Below are 15,557 nucleotides of genomic sequence, written 5' to 3'. Positions count from 1 at the left end.
ACGGCCGGGACCCTTCAACCACTGCCGGTCCTGGCACGTCCGACCTTCTGCCCGTTCACTTCTTGCCGCAGCTGCTTTGTCCACGGCCGGGACCCTTCACCTTCTACCTACTGCTGGTCCTGGCGCGTCCGACGGTGTTTCTGGTTTCACTGCTGTTGCTGTGGCAGCGCGTCCACGGCCGGGACCCTTCAACCACTGCCGGTCCTGGCACGTCCGACCTTCTGCCCCTCTTCACTGCTTCGTCTTTGTATCCAGCTATCCACGCTCGTCCGGGCAGTTCGTCGTGATGCCTACGTCCTGCTCTGCCCTCGTGGATCCGTTCCTTGCGATGTCAGAAACTCTACCCCCATCCACCACGGATGTCTACTTCGGCCACTACAGATTTTCGGTGCCGGGGACGTAAAGAGTTGAACCTTCACACCTCCGGGAGCAGCTCGGCGACGGCTTGGTCGACGCTGTCGCGCAGCTCGAAGTGGGCCAGCAGGCCGGTGCGGTACAGCAACTGCCGCAGTCCGTGCGGGACGCCCGCGACCAGCAGCCGGCCGGTGGCGGTGTCGCGGACGCGTTGGCGGGTGTAGGCCAGCACCGCCAGGGCGGTGGAGTCGTAGAAGGTCAGCTGGGAGACCTCCAGCACCAGCCGGGGTCCCTCGCTTCGATCCCAGACCGCCTTCACGTGGCCGGTGAGCGTGGGTGCGGTGACGAAGTCCAGGTGCCCGCCGACCTCCAGCACGCTGCAATGCCCGTGATGGGTCACCCGAACCCGCAACGCCTGCCCGCGATCCTCCACCTCATCCTCCCTTGGCCGCGATGGGTCACGACTGGCCGCGATGGGCCGCGATGGGTCACGGTAGCGGCCGGTGAACGACCCCCGCGATACCCCGAGGAAGGGCACAGATGCCCGTGGCCACAGACGAAACGCAACGCGACGTCGTCGAGGACCGCCATCACACCCCGTCACCCGCCGTGGCTCGGCCGCCGCGGACATTCCCGGCAGCGCGCACCATCCCCTCACCACGACGCCCTCACCGCGACGCCCGCTCGCGTTGCCGCCGGCGGGGCGCCACCTCCGGGGGAGTCAGGCCGGCGTGGTGTGGGCGATGATCGCCTCAGCGATGTCGTCGAGGGCCAGCACCCGGCTGACCTGGCCGGTGGCGATGCTGCTGTGCCCGGTCGGCGGCTGCCGGATGCGCGCCTGGCCACCAACCCCCCGCACAAGCCCCTGACCCACGCCGCGCTCACAGGGCCGGATCACCCGCCAGCCATCAGCCGCGCCTAACCGGCTCCTTTCAAGCTTGCAAGCTTTTGGATCCATACTCAGGCGAGCAGCGGTCTGGGTGTCCCTTCTCGTTGGAAATGGACCATTCTCGCTCGGTCTGAGCCATGAGAATGGGTTTCTCAGCTATCTGAGCCAACAGGGTCGGCTCTCGTAGATCGATGAGATCCCAGTGATCGAGGTGGTGCCTGTGGACCTCCCCGGATGTGGGTGTTGAACAGGTTGAGGCGCAGATAGGCTGGAGCCGCTTCTGGCGAGGGCCTCAGTGTGAGGTCTTGCCTCAATGGCTTGGGGAAGATCTCCAAGTGCTCGAAGATCGCATTCGCCAGTTCGATTCGGGTCTTCCACCGCTTGCAATTGGGTAGCTCGGTCTGCATCCGACCCCAGAACGACTCGATGACGGCGTTATCGAAGCAGGCGCCGATACGGTCCGCGTCTCCGTCGGCGAGCGCCGCCTCGATGTCATCCAGCCGGCTGGCGAACACCTCGTCGATCGCACATGCGCCTGGCCCACCACCGTCATGCCGAGCTCCTTCGCGCTGTTGTCCGGGGTGGCTCGTCGCGTCGACACGCCCCGCCCCGTCGGTGCGCTCTATTAGAGAGTCCCTAAACAGCTATGTCAACATATCCGTTGACATGAGCCTCATTGAAGGGTGACATGCGATGGCGTCCGCTCCCCTGTCTCTGACTATGTCAACGACTATGTTGACACTTCGGCGGGTACTGCCTACAGTCGGCCCGGCGAGCAGAGGTGCGGCGACGCGCCCGCACCGGGCACGGGGCACCGTGAGCGCTCCGGACGGGGCGGAGTGCGGAACGCCCATCAGAGTGGATACGAACGGAGGCGGCAGTGAGCGAGACAGTCCTGCCTGACAACCCAACCGATCTCGACGACCTGCTGTCGCCCGAGGCGATCGACCGGCCGTTCCAGTACTACCGGCGACTTCGGGAGACCCGCTCCGTCTATTGGAACAAGCGGTGGAACGGCTGGATCGTCACCGGGTACCCGGAGGTCGTCGAGGGCTTCCGGAGCCACACGAAGCTGTCCTCGGACCGCTTCTCAGGTCCGTTCGGCGAGGACCTCAGCGAGGCGTCGTCCCAGTACCAGCAGCTCTTCAGGCTGCTGTCGAAGATCTTCGTGTGGAAGGATCCCCCCTACCACACCCGGATGCGTAAGCTGGTCAACAAAGCCTTCACCCCGCGTAGCGTCGAGGTGCTCCGGCCGCGGATCCAGGAGCTCGTCAGCTCGCTCATCGAGCCGATCCGGGGACAGCAGGAGGTCGACTTCCTCGCCCGCTTCGCGTTCACCCTCCCGGTGGTGGTCATCGCGGAGTACCTGGGCGTTCCCACCGAGGCCCGGGGGTCGCTGCGGAAGTGGTCCGAGGACCTGGGGGCGGTAATCTTCGTCCGGGGCAACGACACCGACCGGATGCGCAAGGGCGAGCAGGCGATGCACGAGCTCGCCGAGTTCCTCAAGCCGATCATCGTCGAGCGGCGACGGGACCCCCGGGAGGACCTGATCTCGGGCATGGTACAGGCCGCAGACGGCGGCGACGCGTTCACCGACGACGAGGTGGTCGCAAACGCGATTTTGATGGTGTTCGCCGGCCACGAGACAACGATGAACCTGCTGGCCAATGGCATCGTCGCGTTCGACGAGTTCCCCGACCAGTGGGCGCGGCTGCGCGCGGACCCCACGCTGGCGCGCTCCGCCGCAGACGAGGTGCTGCGCTTCGACGGGCCGATCCGTGCCCAAGCCCGCTGGGCGAAGGAGCCGCTGGAGTTGGCCGGCCAGCGGATCGAGGTCGGTGACCGGGTGCTGCTCGTGCAGCACGCCGCCAACCGCGATCCCGCGGGTTTCACCAACCCGGAACGGCTCGACATCGCGCGCAGGCCGAATAAGCACACCGCGTTCGGCCAGGGGATCCACACCTGCCTCGGGGCCCCGCTCGCCCGGCTGGAGGCGGAGGAGGCGTTCCGCGGCCTGTCGCAGGCATTCCCCCGCTACACGATCCACGAGCAGGAACTGCACTACGCGCCGACGGTGGTCTCCCGCAGCCTCACCCAGCTGCATGTCACCTTCCACGAGTCATGACAGCCGGGTTCGAGGGGGCCGAGGTCGACCACGACAGGTGCGCCGGGATTGGCATGTGCACTCAGCACGCCCCGGGTGCGTTCGACTTCGACGACGAGGGGCAGGCGTTCTTCCTGCCGTCCGGGGAGTGGACCGAGAGCGAGCTGCGTAAGGCCGCCGACGCCTGCCCGATGGAGGCGATCTCCCTGACCGGCGACGTGAAGGACGACGGGTGAGAGCGGCCCGCCCGGTGTCCGGGCCCGGCCGAGCGACGACGAGGAGGTCAATGTGCAGCGCGTCTACGTGCACGGGACGGCGGTGAGCTCCTCCTGGGCGGACAGTTCGGCGAGTCTCACCGACCTGATCTTCCGGTGCGTCCGCGGCGCCCTGGACGATGCGAGGATGCCGGTCGGCGACCTCGAGGCTGTCGTGCTCGCCGCGCACGACCTCGTCGACGGCCGCTCCCTCACGAACATGATCACGGCGCCGGCAGCGGCAGCGTTCCTGAAGGACGAGACCAGGCTGGGCGATGACGGGGCCGCCGCGTTCGTCCTCGGGGACGCCCGCATCCGCTCGGGTTCGGTCCGGACCTGCCTGGTGGCCGCGTGGGGCCGGGCGAGCGAGGGTCCGGTCGACGACATCGCGCACGCGCTGTTCGACCCGTTCACCACGCGTCCGCTGGGCATGACCGAGATCGGGGTCAGCGGGCTGCGCGCCTCCCGCGCGCTCATCGAGCACCCTGAGTACGCTGAGCACCGGGCGGCGGCGGCGACCCGCCGCGGTGAGGTCGAGAGCGCAGCGGGTCGGATCCCGGCTGCGGCCTGGCCGTTGCGGGACGCCGAGCTGCCGGTCTGGGGAGATGTGGTGTCCGCGGTGGTGCTCAGCAGCGAACCCGGGCCGGTCGAGGTGCTTGGGGTCGGGATGAGCACCGAGCCGTTCGAGCTCGGCGACCGAGACCTGACGGGCCTGCCCGCCCTGCGGTCGGCTGGGGAGCAGGCCCTGCGCGAGGCCAGGCGTTCCATCGACGAGATCGACGTGCTGGAGATCGACGCGTTGACAATGTTCGACGAGGCGCTCGCGCTCGAGGCGGTGGGGGCGGCCGGGTCCGGGCGCGGGATGGAGGCGCTCGCGCTCGACCCACGGCTCGACCCGGCCGGAGCACGGTCGGTCGGCTACTGCGCCCCCGCGATGGGCCTGATCCGGATTGCCCGGGCGGTGCAGCGGGTCCGTGAGGGTGACGGAGCCCTCGCCCTCGCCTCGGGGGCCTCCGTCGTCGCAGCCCAGACCCAGGCCGTCGTAGTACTCGGGCACGCTGAACACTACGACGCGACGCACGGGCGGTCCTGCAGGTGATCCGGAACCCACCGACAAGTAGCACGAGGAGCAGCTGATGAGCAGCACGCCGGTTCTCCCGGACGGCGACGCGGCCGCGGAAGGGATCACGACCGACCCCGTCGAGGAGCCGGTGACGATCCAGGGCCACTGGAACTTCGAGTACACCTACTTCGCGGGTGCCTCGGCCAGTCGATTCTTCAACGAGCTCCGGCTCAACCAGCGGATCATGGGCACGCACTGCCCCGCGTGCGACCGGGTACTCGTGCCGGCCCGCAGGTTCTGCGACGCCTGCTACGTCGAGATCGACGAGTGGCGGGAGGTCGGTACCGAAGGCATCCTGGACAGCTTCACGATCCTGACGACGTCGTTCCCCGGGCTTCCGGAACCGCCGACCGTGGTCGGCTACGTCACTCTCGACGGAGCTTCCAGCGCCGTGCTGAACACGGTCCACGGGATCGACCTGCATGACTTCGACGAGGCCGGGGCGTTGCTGCTGACCCGGCCTCGGGTACGGGTCGTCTTCTCCGACAAGTGCGAGGGCCGCATCACCGACTTCGCCTTCGAGCTGGTGGCCACCGATGCCTGAGACCGGCCACGAGCTCGCGGTCGCCGGTGTGGGGCAGACGCCCTACCGGCGCCGGCATGAGGGGTCCACCCCGGAACTGGTGGGCCAGGTCGTGCGGGAGGCACTCGCCGACGCCGGCCTCACCGCCCGGGACGTCGACGTCGTCGTCGGTGGTTTCGCACCGGACGGCCTCTCGGGAGAGAACTGCCCGGACAAGCGCTTCCTCCCCGCGGCCTGCGCGATCGGCCGCTGGAGCATGCGGATCAACACGGGCGGCACCACCGGCATCGCGGCGGCCTACGCCGCGATGGACCTCCTCGAGGCCGGGCGCGGCGACGTGGCGGTCGTCGTCGGGGTCGAGAGGATGGCGCAGGCAAACAGCGTGCCCGCGATCTTTAACTCGATCTTCGACCCGATCTACGAGAGGGACACCGGCCTGTCGACGATCTCGATGGGCGCGCTGCGCGCCACCCGGATGATGGCGCGCTGGGGCTACACCCGGGAGGTCTGGGCCCAGGTCGCCGAGCGCAACTTCGACCACGCCTCGCGCAACCCGCTCGCGCAGATCCGCACACGGTACGGCGCGGAGGACGTCCTGCGGTCGCGCATGATCGCGTGGCCGGTCACGCAGCTGGACGCCTGCCCGGTGTCGGAGGGGGTGTGCGCCGTCGTGATCGTCCGGTCCGAGCGGTTCGAGGGCTGTAGCCACCCCCTGGCCCACGTCCGGGGCAGGGCCTCGGTGAGCGACACCTACAACATGGGGGACCGGGTGCAACGCCCGATCGGCAACCTGGAGGACATGATCACTCTGGGTCGGTCGGCGGAGCGGGCCTACGCGCAGGCCGGCATCTCGGATGCCCGGCAGGCGCAGGTCGTCGAGATCCACGCCCCCTTCACGCACGCGGAGACCATGGCCTACGGCCCGCTACGGCTGTGCGACGCACCCGACGGCCCAGACCTTGTCCGCTCCGGTTTCGGTCGGTGGGGGACCGAGACAGTGATCAACCCGTCAGGTGGGCCCCAGGCTGCCAACCCGGTCGGCGCCACGGCACTCATCAGGCTGGCGGAATGCGCCCAGCAGGTCATGGGCTCCGCCGGTGAGCGGCAGGTCCCGGGCACGAGGGTCGCCGTGGCGACCGGGCAGGGGGGTGCGAACCAGTTCTCGACCTGCACGGTGCTGTCGGCCTGAAACACCTGGGCCAGAGGTCCACGTAGCGCCGGTTACCTCGCCGACGGCCTGTGCCGCCGGAGCTCGTCCACCGCCTTGTCGACCTCGAGCTCGGGGTCCAGCGTGGCGGCGCCCCGCAACGCGCCCACCAGGACCTCGACGAGTGCCTCGACGAGGGAGTCGACGGCGTAGGGCGGGCCGGTCTGCAGCAGGGTGACAGTCAGCTGGTCCGAGGCGCCGCCGAAGGTCCGCCACATCAGGCGCAGCGCGGGATGGTTGGGATCCAGGTCGAGCAGCCGGCAGGCCCAGGTGATGGTGTCCCACCTGGTGAGCTCGAACGGGTCAGACGCCTCGTGCCCGACGGCGTTGCGGGCGAGGATCACGTTAAGCGCGAGCTCCCTGTTCGCGATGAGATAGGTGAAGTGGTGGTGCAGCATCTGGCGCACCTGCACGCCGGGCTCGGCCTCGTGATCGGTGTTGTGTGCGGCCTCGAGCCGACGCGTCGCCTCGGCCAGTGCCTCCAGGTAGATGCCGCGCTTGTTCTGGAAATAGTGGAACAGCAGACCGGCCGCAACGCCGGCGGTGTCGGTGATCTCCGCGGCGGTGACCTCGTCGTAGGACCGGCGCGAGAAGTGGAACAGAGCGGCCTCAAGAAGCTTGCGCCTGCTCTCCTCGGCCGAGGCCTGACGCCGCGAGATCCGTGGGTTCGGCGGCTCGGAGGTCTCCACGGCGTCTCCCGCTACTCGACGGCTACCTGTCATGGTCGACGATAGCCGCGAGTACCACTCGGTGCCGCCCGCTCAGCTTGCGCCGGCGCTAATCCCTGCAGGCCTACATCGGCGCCCCCGGTGATGAGGTGATCGAAGGCGACGGTGATGAACCGCCGCCGGCATCTGGTGAACCACCTGAACGCTGAGCGTTCGCCGTTCGCTAAGGGCGCATTGGTGAGCTCCCCCTATGGGGGGCGGGAGGCTGCTCAGACGAGGGTGCCAGCGGTGGCGCCCGGGACCGCCCCCCTCATCCGGCGATCTTCGCGCTGGCCGCGAGGGACGCCGTCGCGTCCCAGGTGTCCTCCGTGATCCCCTCCGCGCGGAGCTTGTACTTCTCGATCCGCTCGGTCTGGGTCCTGGGGAGGGACTCGACGACCCGGACGTAGCGCGGAAGCTGGAACAAGGCCATCCGCTCGCGGCAGAACTCCAGCAGTGCGGCGGGCTCGAACTCGCCACCCGCCTCGGGTACGACGGTGACCATGATCTCTTCCTCGCCGAGCGGCGAGGGGACCCCGTACGCGGCACAGTCCGCTACCGACGGGTGCTTGCGCACAACAGACTCGACGTCCCAGCTCGACACCATCTCACCCCGGCGGCGCATGGCGTCCTTCTTACGGTCGACGTAGAAGAGGTAGCCCTCCTCATCCAGGTAGCCGAGGTCGCCGGTGTGGAACCAGCTGTTACGGATCGCGGCGACAGTCGCGGCCGGGTTGCCGAAGTACTCCAGCATCATCGTGTGGGCGATCTTCGGCCGTGTGGCGATCTCGCCGACCGTCCCGGCGGGGACGAGCCGGTCGTCCTCGTCGAGGACCGCGACCTCGGCACTGGCACTGGCCTGCCCACCCGATCCGCGCAGGTACGCGGGTGCCGGGGTGTTGGCGTACGGAAACAGCGTCGGCAGCCCGTTCTCGGTCATCCCGTAGGCGTAGACGATCTGCACCCCGAAGCGTTCCTCCCACTGCTCCCAGATCTCCAGCGGCACCGGCACCCCGAAGGCGACCCGGGCCTTGTGCGCCCGGTCCAGCTCGGACGGCGGCTGGTTCCAGAGCATTTGCGGGATGCCGCCGATGATGTTGAACGCGGTGGCATCGGTGTCGATGATCCGTCGCCAGAAGCCAGACGCGGTGAACGTCACGTCCAGGGCCAGCGTGGCGCCGGTGGTCCAGGCGGAGAGCACGGAGTAGTTCTGCGCGTTGATGTGGAACAACGGCAGACACGAGTACAGGGTGTCGGAGTCGTCGTACTCGAGGTTGACGGCCATCTGGTGCGCGGCGGCGACGTACTGTCCGTGCGGGAGCAGGCAGCCCTTGGCCGGACCGGTCGTACCGGAGGTGTAGAGGATGGTCGCCGGGTCTTTGGTGCGCAGGTCCAGCGCCGGTGGCCGGACGGCCGGGTGGTCGAGGAACTCCCGGATGTCGGCGTGCCCGGTGCCGTGGCCTGTCTGGCCGCTGGCCTCGCGTACGACGACGCGCCGTACGCGAGGGAGCTCTGCCAGCACGACCTGCAGCTGGGGGAGCAGGTCGGCATCGACGATCACGATGACAGCCCGGGAGTCGTTGAGGACGTGGATCAGGCCGTCGCCGCGCAGCGCGACGTTGATCGGCACGATCGTCGCGCCGATCTTGATGGCGCCGAACCAGACGGACAGCCAGTCGGGGGAGTTCCGCATCATGATCGCCACCGCGTCGCCACGGGCGATGCCGTCCGCGATCAGGCCCTGGGCGGCACGGTCGGCGAGGGAGTCGATCTCGCCGTAGGACAGGTCGGCACCGCCGAACCGGAGGAACGTTCTGTCAGTGTACCGCTCCGCACGGTCCTCCACGAGCTGGCGAAGGTCCCGGTCGGCCTCGACGAGCCGGCGGAGATCCGAGGTGCTGAGCTCAACCATCGTTAGCCTCTCTGTTTAGTCCCGTGATAGGACTGTGACGACGGAGATGCCGACGGAGTAACCGCCGACGTTGTGCTGGAGCGCCTTGCCGTTGCGCAGTGAGACCTGCCGGGCGCCGGCCTGCTCGCGCAGCTGTCCGAACAGCTCGACGACCTGGGCCACGCCCGTGGCGCCCACAGGGTGTCCCTTCGCGAGCAGGCCGCCGCTAGGGTTGACCGGGATCCGCCCGTGCAGGGTCGTCTCGCCGTACTCGACGAGCTTGCCCCCGGCGCCCTCCTCGCAGAGCCCGAGATCCTCGTAGGTCATGATCTCGGTGCCGGTGAAGCAATCGTGCAGCTCGACCGCGTCGAGGTCCTGTGCGGCGATCCCGGCCATCTCGTATGCGCGGGAGGAGGCGAGCCGGGTACAGTCCCAGCCGGTCATCCGGGTCTTCTCGTGGTAGTAGAGCCCTTCGGTCGCGAGCCCCACCCCGGCGATGTAGACGGGAGAGTCGGTGAACCGGTGCGCGATGTCCGCCCGGCACAGCACGACCGCCGCGGCGCCGTCGGACTGCGGGCAGGAGTCCAGCACGGTGAACGGGGAACAGAGCATGGGGCTGTTCAGGACGTCGTCGACGGTGATTGACTCCTGGCGCTGGGCGTTGGGGTTCAGCGAGGCGTTGTCCCAGGCCTTGACCGCGACCATCGCGAGCTGTTCGCGGGTCGTGCCGTACTCGTGCATGTGCCGGGCCGCCTGCGGGGCGAAGATCGTCGCCGCGGTGTTGGCGTAGGAAAGGATGGGATGGCCCACCCGCCCGCTCTCGAGCAGGCTCTCCTTGGTCGACCGCTCGCGCAGCTTCTCCGCCCCGACGACCACGATGACGTCGTGCACGCCTGAGGCCACGGCCATCGCACCGATCCGGATCGAGTCACTGCCGCTCGGACACCCATTCTCGATCCTGCTCACAGGGAGCCCGGGCAGCCCGATGGCGTTGGCCAGCGTCGCACCAGAAGGGATCTCGTTGCCGCCCAGGCTGCCCATCACGTTGGCGAAGAACCCGGCCTCGATGTCGGCTGGATCGATCCCCTTGTCGACGCTGGCGAGCGCCGTCCGGTAGGAGTCCGCGGCGAGCTGCTCGAGCCCACGGTCGAAGTGCTCACCGAAGGGGGTCATACCCGCCCCGACGATGGCCACCTTGTTCCTCATGCGACATCCCTCGACTCGGTCGTGGCTCCCGCGGATCCGGCGCCGTCGCGGGCGGTGCGTGGCGGGACGAACTTCATGGCGTAGACGGGTGCGCCGCCGTCGTCGGTGAACCGGCGGACCCGCAGCTCGACGCCGGCGCCGATCTCCACCTCGTCCGGGCTCATGCCGGACGTCGGCGCCCAGTACCGCGAGCCGTCGTCCAGCTCGGCGAGGACGAGGATCATCTGGTCGCCGAAACCGGTGGGGAGGAATCGGTTGACGACGTAGGTGTAGACGCGGCCGATCCGGCTCAGCGGCGCCGGCGTGAAGCCGTAGCCGTGGCACGACGGGCAGACCGTGCGCTGCGAGGGCGGAAACACGACGTGGCCACAGCCGTCGCAGCGGGCGCCCTCGAGCCGGAGCAGTTCCCGCGCGGATCGCCTGAAGAAAGGCGAGCTGCCCGGCAGCGACAGCGGTGGTGACGAGCGGACGTCGATCGGCTCCGGCAGCTCCGGGACGGGCCCGGGGAGGGTCGGGAGGAGGGGCCGGGCCCCCTCGTCGACCTCGATGCTCAGCGCGACGACGCGGCTCGCCGTCGTCGCGACCACGGTGGCCGCTGAGCCCGTCGCGGCGGACCCGGCCGCGAGGACGGCCAAGAGCGGACCCGCCACTCCGCGATCCGGGAGGACGGCGGACCGGTCGCTCCCGCAGGCGATGGCCACCGCCGTGGCGGCCACGCCGGTCACGGCGGCGGGCGGGAGCCCGTCCATCGCGATGAGCGCGGCCAGGGCGGCCTTCGCGTGATCGGCGACGTACCGGTCGAGGTAACGGCCGTCGCCGAGGTGTCGCACGCCATCGCCGTCGATCCAGTTTCCGTAGACGACGTCGCCGACGCTCCGCTGGGCCCCTGGTCGCAGCGCCGGCGCGTCGCTGCCGGCCACGAGGACGGCGACGGCCCCCGCCGAGACCCGCTCGCTGTCACCGGGCTCCGTCGCGACGAGCAGGACTGAACGCACGCGGCCCGCCTGGACAGCGTTCGTGGCTGCGGCGAGCGCCGCCAGTCCGGCAAGTGAGTCGCCGGCGCTGACCGACACGGTTACGCCGGCGTCGAGTCCGATCGCCTCGCGGACGATCTCGGCCTGCGGGCCGTTGACCAGTTCGGGGCGGGCGAGCGCGAGGTGGAGCTCGTCGACGGGCCCTTCGTACCGGGTGAGGCAGTCCTGAGCAGCCTCGATCGCCAGGGTGACGGCGTCCTCATCGCCGTTGACGACGAGGACGCGGCGGCGGCCACGGCGGACCGAGAACGACGGCGTGTAGCTGCCTGACGCAACCACGGCAGGTCTGGATAGATCGGGCACGATCAACTCATTTCAGTGGCAGGATCTCGGCGCGGCGAGGCATCCGGCGACGGACCTCGGCCCGAGCTGCGTGATTATGCGGCCGACCAGGGAGCAGGTCGAGTGGAGGGGCGGTCTCGGTGCGGAGGCCTTCCGTGCGGGACCCGATCATTCGCGGGGCGCGCGACCGGCAATTCGCGGGTGTCGCCGTCCATGTGCCCACCCCTCTCCGAACGTGTCCGTGGCGGGACGAACCGGGTCGCGCCAGCCAGTTCTCCCGGGACGGTAACGACACTGCGCACCACCTGTCAACAGTATCGTTGATTCATTGGCCCGAACACGTCCACGCCGCCTCCACCTGCGAAGATATTAGTTGAGCGTTACTCATTGACTTATGCTCAACTAAGTCTTACTTTGGCCGAAACCGGTCAGTGTAAGCCAGGTCACAGTTGGCCCGCGCTGCGCCGATGATCATCAACTGACGAGATGTGGGGACGACGATGACTGCCACCCCGAAGTTCGCACACGTCGTGTTGCAGACGAACCTGGTCGCCGAGATGCGCGACTGGTACCGGACCGTTCTGGGCGCCGACGTTGTTTACGAGAACCCAGGCATGTGCTTTCTGACCTTCGACGAGGAGCACCACCGGATCGCGTTGATCGGGTCGCCGGCCGAGCCATGGGTCGAGTGGACACCATTCACGGTCGGGCCCCAGCACAGCGCGTTCACCTTCCCCAGCCTCGAGACGCTGCTGGAGAAGTTCGAGGACCTCCGCGCGGCCGGGATCGAGCCGCAGGTGCCCATCCAGCACGGCGTAACGACCTCGCTCTACTACCGTGACCCCGACGGAAACACGGTCTAGCTGCAGATCGACAACTTCGCCATGCCCGAGGACGCGACTGCATACATGACCGGGGCCGAGTACGCAGCCGACCCCGTCGGCCCCTCGTTCGATCCGCAGAAGACGGCCGAGGCCCTGCGCGCCGGTACCTCCCCCGAGGAGCTCACGACCCGAAGCTGGGCCGTCGACGCCGGCTAGCCCTGCGCGGAGCCGATGGCCCGCCTGTTCGCACCCGCGTGATCAGCGTTTTCCGCAGCGGATTCGAAGTGGTGAGCTTCGCTCCTGTCACGCGGCGCCGCGATGGGAGTGGGATGGCGGAAAGAGCCCGCACCGCCCGGGAGAAGACGACCCGCGCGTGAACGTCGAAGTGGTCGGCGAGCCGCGACGGGACCGCGATGACATCCCTGTCTGGAAGGATCGATGAAAATGCTGGTTCGCGATGTCATGACCGGCCCGGTCGTCACGCTCCTGCCCGCCCACCCGGTGCGCTGGGCCGTTCGAGTGCTGTTCGCCAACGCCATCACCGCCGCCCCCGTTCTGGACGACGACGGAACGCTCGTGGGGATCGTCAGCGAGATGGACCTGCTGCGAGGTGAGTTCCAGCCCGCCCCCCGTACCTCGATGCGCATGGCCCCCGGCCACACCGCTCGCCCGCCGCTGCGGGTGGAGGAGGTGATGACCCGCCAGGTGGTGACCGTCACCCCCACGACCGACGCCGTTCGGCTAGTCGGACTTCTCGTCACCAAGCGCGTCAAGAACCTTCCGGTCCTGCGGGACGACCGGGTGGTCGGCATGGTCAGCCGACGTGACCTGATACGCGTGCTGGTCCGTTCCGACGTGGAACTGCGTGCGGACGTGCTCGCCGTCCTGTCCGAGCAGTATCCCCTAGGGCCGCGCTGGGAGGTCGCCGTCCATGACGGTGTGGCCACGTTGGGCGGGCACGCCGACGGCCACCACGACCGGATCGCCGACCTGCTGGCCAGGACCGTCCCGGGCGTCATCGGGGTGAGGCACCTCCCGTAACGGGTCGGTGTGCCCGGTGCTCTGGCGGGGCTGACGCCGCTGGCGAGGTGGCCGAATCCTTCCCGGCGATCCAAGGACGTTGGTCCCGTTCATCGGTGACCTCCGGCCGATGAGACGGGCCGCACCGGCGACGACAGTGGAAACGTGGACGAGAGGCGAGGGAGTTCTCCCATGGCGAGCACGACGAGCACGACGGCCATGACGAGCGTGTCGGCCGAACGGCAAGAGGCGACCTCGGCGCCCTGGCGCGGTTTCCATGGCGAGGCGTGGCGCGCTCACGCGGACGTCCGCGACTTCGTGCAGGCCAACTACACCCCCTACGAGGGGGACGAGTCGTTCCTCTGGGGGCCGACGGACCGCACCCTGGCGGTGTGGGGGAAGATCACCGCTCTGCTTCCCGAGGAGCGCCGGCGCGGCGTCTATGACGTTGACGCCGCGACTCCGTCCTCGATCATGGCGCACCGGCCCGGCTACATCGATCGCGCTCGTGAGCTGATCGTGGGCCTGCAGACCGACGCGCCGCTGAAGCGGGCCATCATGCCCGCCGGTGGGCTGCGGATGGTGGACAACGGCCTGGCCGCGTACGGCTACACGCTCGACCCGCGGGTGCGGGAGATCTTCAGCAGATACCGCAAGACCCACAACGACGGCGTTTTCGACGCCTACACCCCCGAGATCCGGGCGGCCCGCCGCTCGGGCGTGATCACCGGGCTGCCCGACTCCTACGGCCGGGGCCGCATCATCGGTGACTACCGGCGGGTCGCCCTCTACGGCATCTCCCGCCTCGTCTCCTTCAAGGAGGCGGAGCTGCGCGGCCTGGACGGCGCCTTCGCCGGTGACGCGGTGATCCGCGACCGGGAGGAGCTGTCCGAGCAGTTGCGCGCGCTGGAGGAGCTGCGCCAGATGGCGGCCTCCTACGGCCACGACATCTCCAAGCCCGCGGCCACCGCGCGCGAGGCGCTCCAGTGGCTGTACTTCGCTTATCTGGCCGCGGTGAAGGAGCAGAACGGCGCGGCCATGTCGCTGGGCCGCACCTCCACCTTCCTCGACGTCTACCTGCAGCGCGATCTCGACGAAGGACGGCTCACCGAGCAGGAGGCCCAGGAACTCGTCGACGACTTCGTGATCAAGCTGCGGATCGTCCGGTTCCTGCGCACCCCCGAATACGACCAGCTGTTCTCCGGAGACCCGACCTGGGTGACCGAGTCGATCGGCGGCATGGGCACCGACGGCCGGACCCTGGTGACGCGCACCAGCTACCGCTACCTGCAGACGCTGCGCAACCTCGGTCCCGCGCCGGAGCCGAACCTGACCGTGTTCTGGTCGCCGCGGCTGCCCGAGCCGTTCAAGCGGTTCTGCGCTCGCCTGTCGATAGAGACCAGCTCCATCCAGTACGAGTCCGACGACCTGATGCGGCCCGTCCACGGCGACGACACCGCCATCGCGTGCTGCGTCTCCGCGGCTGCGGTGGGCAGGCAGATGCAGTTCTTCGGCGCCCGGGTCAACCTGGCCAAGACCCTGCTGTACGCGATCAACGGGGGCCGCGACGAGATGACCGGGAAACAGGTCGGCCCCGCCGTGGCGCCGCTGACCGGTGAGTACCTCGACTACGACCGGGTCGTCGCGTCGTTCGAGGTGATGATGGACTGGCTGGCCCGCACCTACGTCGAGGCGTTGAACATCATCCACTACATGCACGACAGGTACGCCTACGAGCGCGTCGAGATGGCGCTGCACGACCACCCGGTCAAGCGCACCCTGGCCTGCGGCATCGCCGGCCTGTCGGTGGCGGCCGACAGCCTGTCGGCGATCAAACACGCCCGGGCGAGGGTGATCCGCGACGAGAGCGGGCTGGCCGTCGACTACGAGATCGAGGGCGAGTTCCCCGCCTACGGCAACAACGACGACCGCGCCGACGACATCGCCGTGGACCTGGTGCGCTCGTTCATGGCCAAGGTTCGCCGCCACCCCGCCTACCGTGGCGCCGAGCACACCCAGTCGGTGCTGACCATCACCTCCAACGTGGTGTACGGCAAGCACACCGGCAACACTCCCGACGGGCGTCGCGCCGGCGAGCCGTTCGCCCCCGGCGCCAACCCGATGAACGGCCGCGACAGG

Annotated in this window: 16 protein-coding genes; 9 read left to right on the top strand and 7 right to left on the bottom strand. The window is 68.9% G+C overall.

All coding sequences use genetic code 11. The features are described 5' to 3' along the window. Window positions 1-415 precede the first annotated feature (415 nt). The 3 genes from ACSDR0_RS46090 to ACSDR0_RS46080 form a co-directional block, all read right to left on the bottom strand. Entirely contained in the window at window positions 416-787 is a 372-nt protein-coding gene (locus ACSDR0_RS46090; protein WP_435295319.1) for an STAS domain-containing protein, read from the bottom strand. A gap of 288 nt (window positions 788-1,075) precedes the next feature. Beyond that, complete coding sequence (locus ACSDR0_RS46085) at window positions 1,076-1,228, bottom strand: hypothetical protein (RefSeq protein ID WP_435295318.1); 153 nt, start codon at window positions 1,226-1,228, stop codon at window positions 1,076-1,078. 167 nt (window positions 1,229-1,395) lie between these two features. After that, entirely contained in the window at window positions 1,396-1,758 is a 363-nt protein-coding gene (locus ACSDR0_RS46080; protein ID WP_435295317.1) for a hypothetical protein, read from the bottom strand. Window positions 1,759-2,123: 365 nt separating this feature from the next. On the opposite strand from ACSDR0_RS46080, the gene ACSDR0_RS46075 reads away from it, so the two are divergent. Genes ACSDR0_RS46075 through ACSDR0_RS46055 form a run of 5 tightly spaced genes read left to right on the top strand, consistent with a single transcriptional unit; the run spans window position 2,124 to window position 6,436 of the window. Next, a complete protein-coding gene (locus tag ACSDR0_RS46075) occupies window positions 2,124-3,368 on the top strand; it encodes a cytochrome P450 (RefSeq protein ID WP_435295316.1) in 1,245 nt (414 codons plus the stop codon). Further along, entirely contained in the window at window positions 3,365-3,583 is a 219-nt protein-coding gene (locus ACSDR0_RS46070) for a ferredoxin (protein ID WP_435295315.1), read from the top strand. The genes ACSDR0_RS46075 and ACSDR0_RS46070 overlap by 4 nt, the downstream gene beginning before the upstream one ends. Window positions 3,584-3,635: 52 nt before the next feature. Continuing rightward, window positions 3,636-4,700: a hypothetical protein gene (locus tag ACSDR0_RS46065; protein ID WP_435295314.1), complete on the top strand. Its 1,065-nt coding sequence runs from the start codon at window positions 3,636-3,638 to the stop codon at window positions 4,698-4,700. Between the two features lie 37 nt (window positions 4,701-4,737). After that, complete coding sequence (locus ACSDR0_RS46060) at window positions 4,738-5,268, top strand: Zn-ribbon domain-containing OB-fold protein (protein WP_435295313.1); 531 nt, start codon at window positions 4,738-4,740, stop codon at window positions 5,266-5,268. Then, window positions 5,261-6,436 (top strand): thiolase family protein, encoded by a 1,176-nt coding sequence (locus tag ACSDR0_RS46055; RefSeq protein WP_435295312.1) that lies wholly within the window; start codon window positions 5,261-5,263, stop codon window positions 6,434-6,436. The genes ACSDR0_RS46060 and ACSDR0_RS46055 overlap by 8 nt, the downstream gene beginning before the upstream one ends. A gap of 32 nt (window positions 6,437-6,468) precedes the next feature. On the opposite strand, the gene ACSDR0_RS46050 is transcribed toward ACSDR0_RS46055, so the two are convergent. The 4 genes from ACSDR0_RS46050 to ACSDR0_RS46035 form a co-directional block, all read right to left on the bottom strand. Continuing rightward, the gene (locus tag ACSDR0_RS46050) at window positions 6,469-7,143 is read right to left on the bottom strand and encodes a TetR/AcrR family transcriptional regulator (protein WP_435295311.1); all 675 of its coding nucleotides are present in this window, start codon (window positions 7,141-7,143) and stop codon (window positions 6,469-6,471) included. A 289-nt stretch (window positions 7,144-7,432) separates the two neighbouring features. Next, window positions 7,433-9,073: an AMP-binding protein gene (locus ACSDR0_RS46045; RefSeq protein ID WP_435295310.1), complete on the bottom strand. Its 1,641-nt coding sequence runs from the start codon at window positions 9,071-9,073 to the stop codon at window positions 7,433-7,435. A 15-nt stretch (window positions 9,074-9,088) separates the two neighbouring features. Continuing rightward, window positions 9,089-10,258, bottom strand: a complete 1,170-nt coding sequence (locus ACSDR0_RS46040; protein ID WP_435295309.1) for a thiolase family protein — start codon at window positions 10,256-10,258, stop codon at window positions 9,089-9,091. Beyond that, window positions 10,255-11,571, bottom strand: a complete 1,317-nt coding sequence (locus tag ACSDR0_RS46035; protein ID WP_435295308.1) for a zinc ribbon domain-containing protein — start codon at window positions 11,569-11,571, stop codon at window positions 10,255-10,257. The genes ACSDR0_RS46040 and ACSDR0_RS46035 overlap by 4 nt, the downstream gene beginning before the upstream one ends. A gap of 503 nt (window positions 11,572-12,074) precedes the next feature. On the opposite strand from ACSDR0_RS46035, the gene ACSDR0_RS46030 reads away from it, so the two are divergent. The 4 genes from ACSDR0_RS46030 to pflB form a co-directional block, all read left to right on the top strand. Beyond that, window positions 12,075-12,437 (top strand): VOC family protein, encoded by a 363-nt coding sequence (locus tag ACSDR0_RS46030; protein ID WP_435295307.1) that lies wholly within the window; start codon window positions 12,075-12,077, stop codon window positions 12,435-12,437. A 21-nt stretch (window positions 12,438-12,458) separates the two neighbouring features. Next, a complete protein-coding gene (locus tag ACSDR0_RS46025) occupies window positions 12,459-12,614 on the top strand; it encodes a hypothetical protein (RefSeq protein ID WP_435295306.1) in 156 nt (51 codons plus the stop codon). 228 nt (window positions 12,615-12,842) lie between these two features. Further along, window positions 12,843-13,439, top strand: coding sequence for a CBS domain-containing protein (locus tag ACSDR0_RS46020; RefSeq protein ID WP_435295305.1), 597 nt, complete (start codon window positions 12,843-12,845; stop codon window positions 13,437-13,439). Between the two features lie 171 nt (window positions 13,440-13,610). Continuing rightward, on the top strand, window positions 13,611-15,557 hold a 1,947-nt coding region (pflB, locus tag ACSDR0_RS46015; protein ID WP_435295304.1), incomplete at its 3' end, for a formate C-acetyltransferase.

It is taken from the genome of Streptosporangium sp. G11 (genome assembly GCF_051192615.1).
In the GTDB taxonomy this organism is placed as follows: domain Bacteria; phylum Actinomycetota; class Actinomycetes; order Streptosporangiales; family Streptosporangiaceae; genus Streptosporangium.
Note: the sequence above shows the minus strand (reverse complement) of the source record. Positions and strands in the feature narration are given on the sequence as shown.

Excerpts from the sequence above, each read along its gene's own strand:
- ACSDR0_RS46070 (WP_435295315.1), top strand. The coding sequence starts at position 3,365 with ATGACAGCCGGGTTCGAGGGGGCCGAGGTCGACCACGACAGGTGCGCC.
- ACSDR0_RS46060 (WP_435295313.1), top strand. The coding sequence starts at position 4,738 with ATGAGCAGCACGCCGGTTCTCCCGGACGGCGACGCGGCCGCGGAAGGG.
- ACSDR0_RS46055 (WP_435295312.1), top strand. The coding sequence starts at position 5,261 with ATGCCTGAGACCGGCCACGAGCTCGCGGTCGCCGGTGTGGGGCAGACG.
- ACSDR0_RS46045 (WP_435295310.1), bottom strand. The coding sequence starts at position 9,073 with ATGGTTGAGCTCAGCACCTCGGATCTCCGCCGGCTCGTCGAGGCCGAC.
- ACSDR0_RS46040 (WP_435295309.1), bottom strand. The coding sequence starts at position 10,258 with ATGAGGAACAAGGTGGCCATCGTCGGGGCGGGTATGACCCCCTTCGGT.
- ACSDR0_RS46030 (WP_435295307.1), top strand. The coding sequence starts at position 12,075 with ATGACTGCCACCCCGAAGTTCGCACACGTCGTGTTGCAGACGAACCTG.
- ACSDR0_RS46025 (WP_435295306.1), top strand. The coding sequence starts at position 12,459 with ATGCCCGAGGACGCGACTGCATACATGACCGGGGCCGAGTACGCAGCC.
- ACSDR0_RS46020 (WP_435295305.1), top strand. The coding sequence starts at position 12,843 with ATGCTGGTTCGCGATGTCATGACCGGCCCGGTCGTCACGCTCCTGCCC.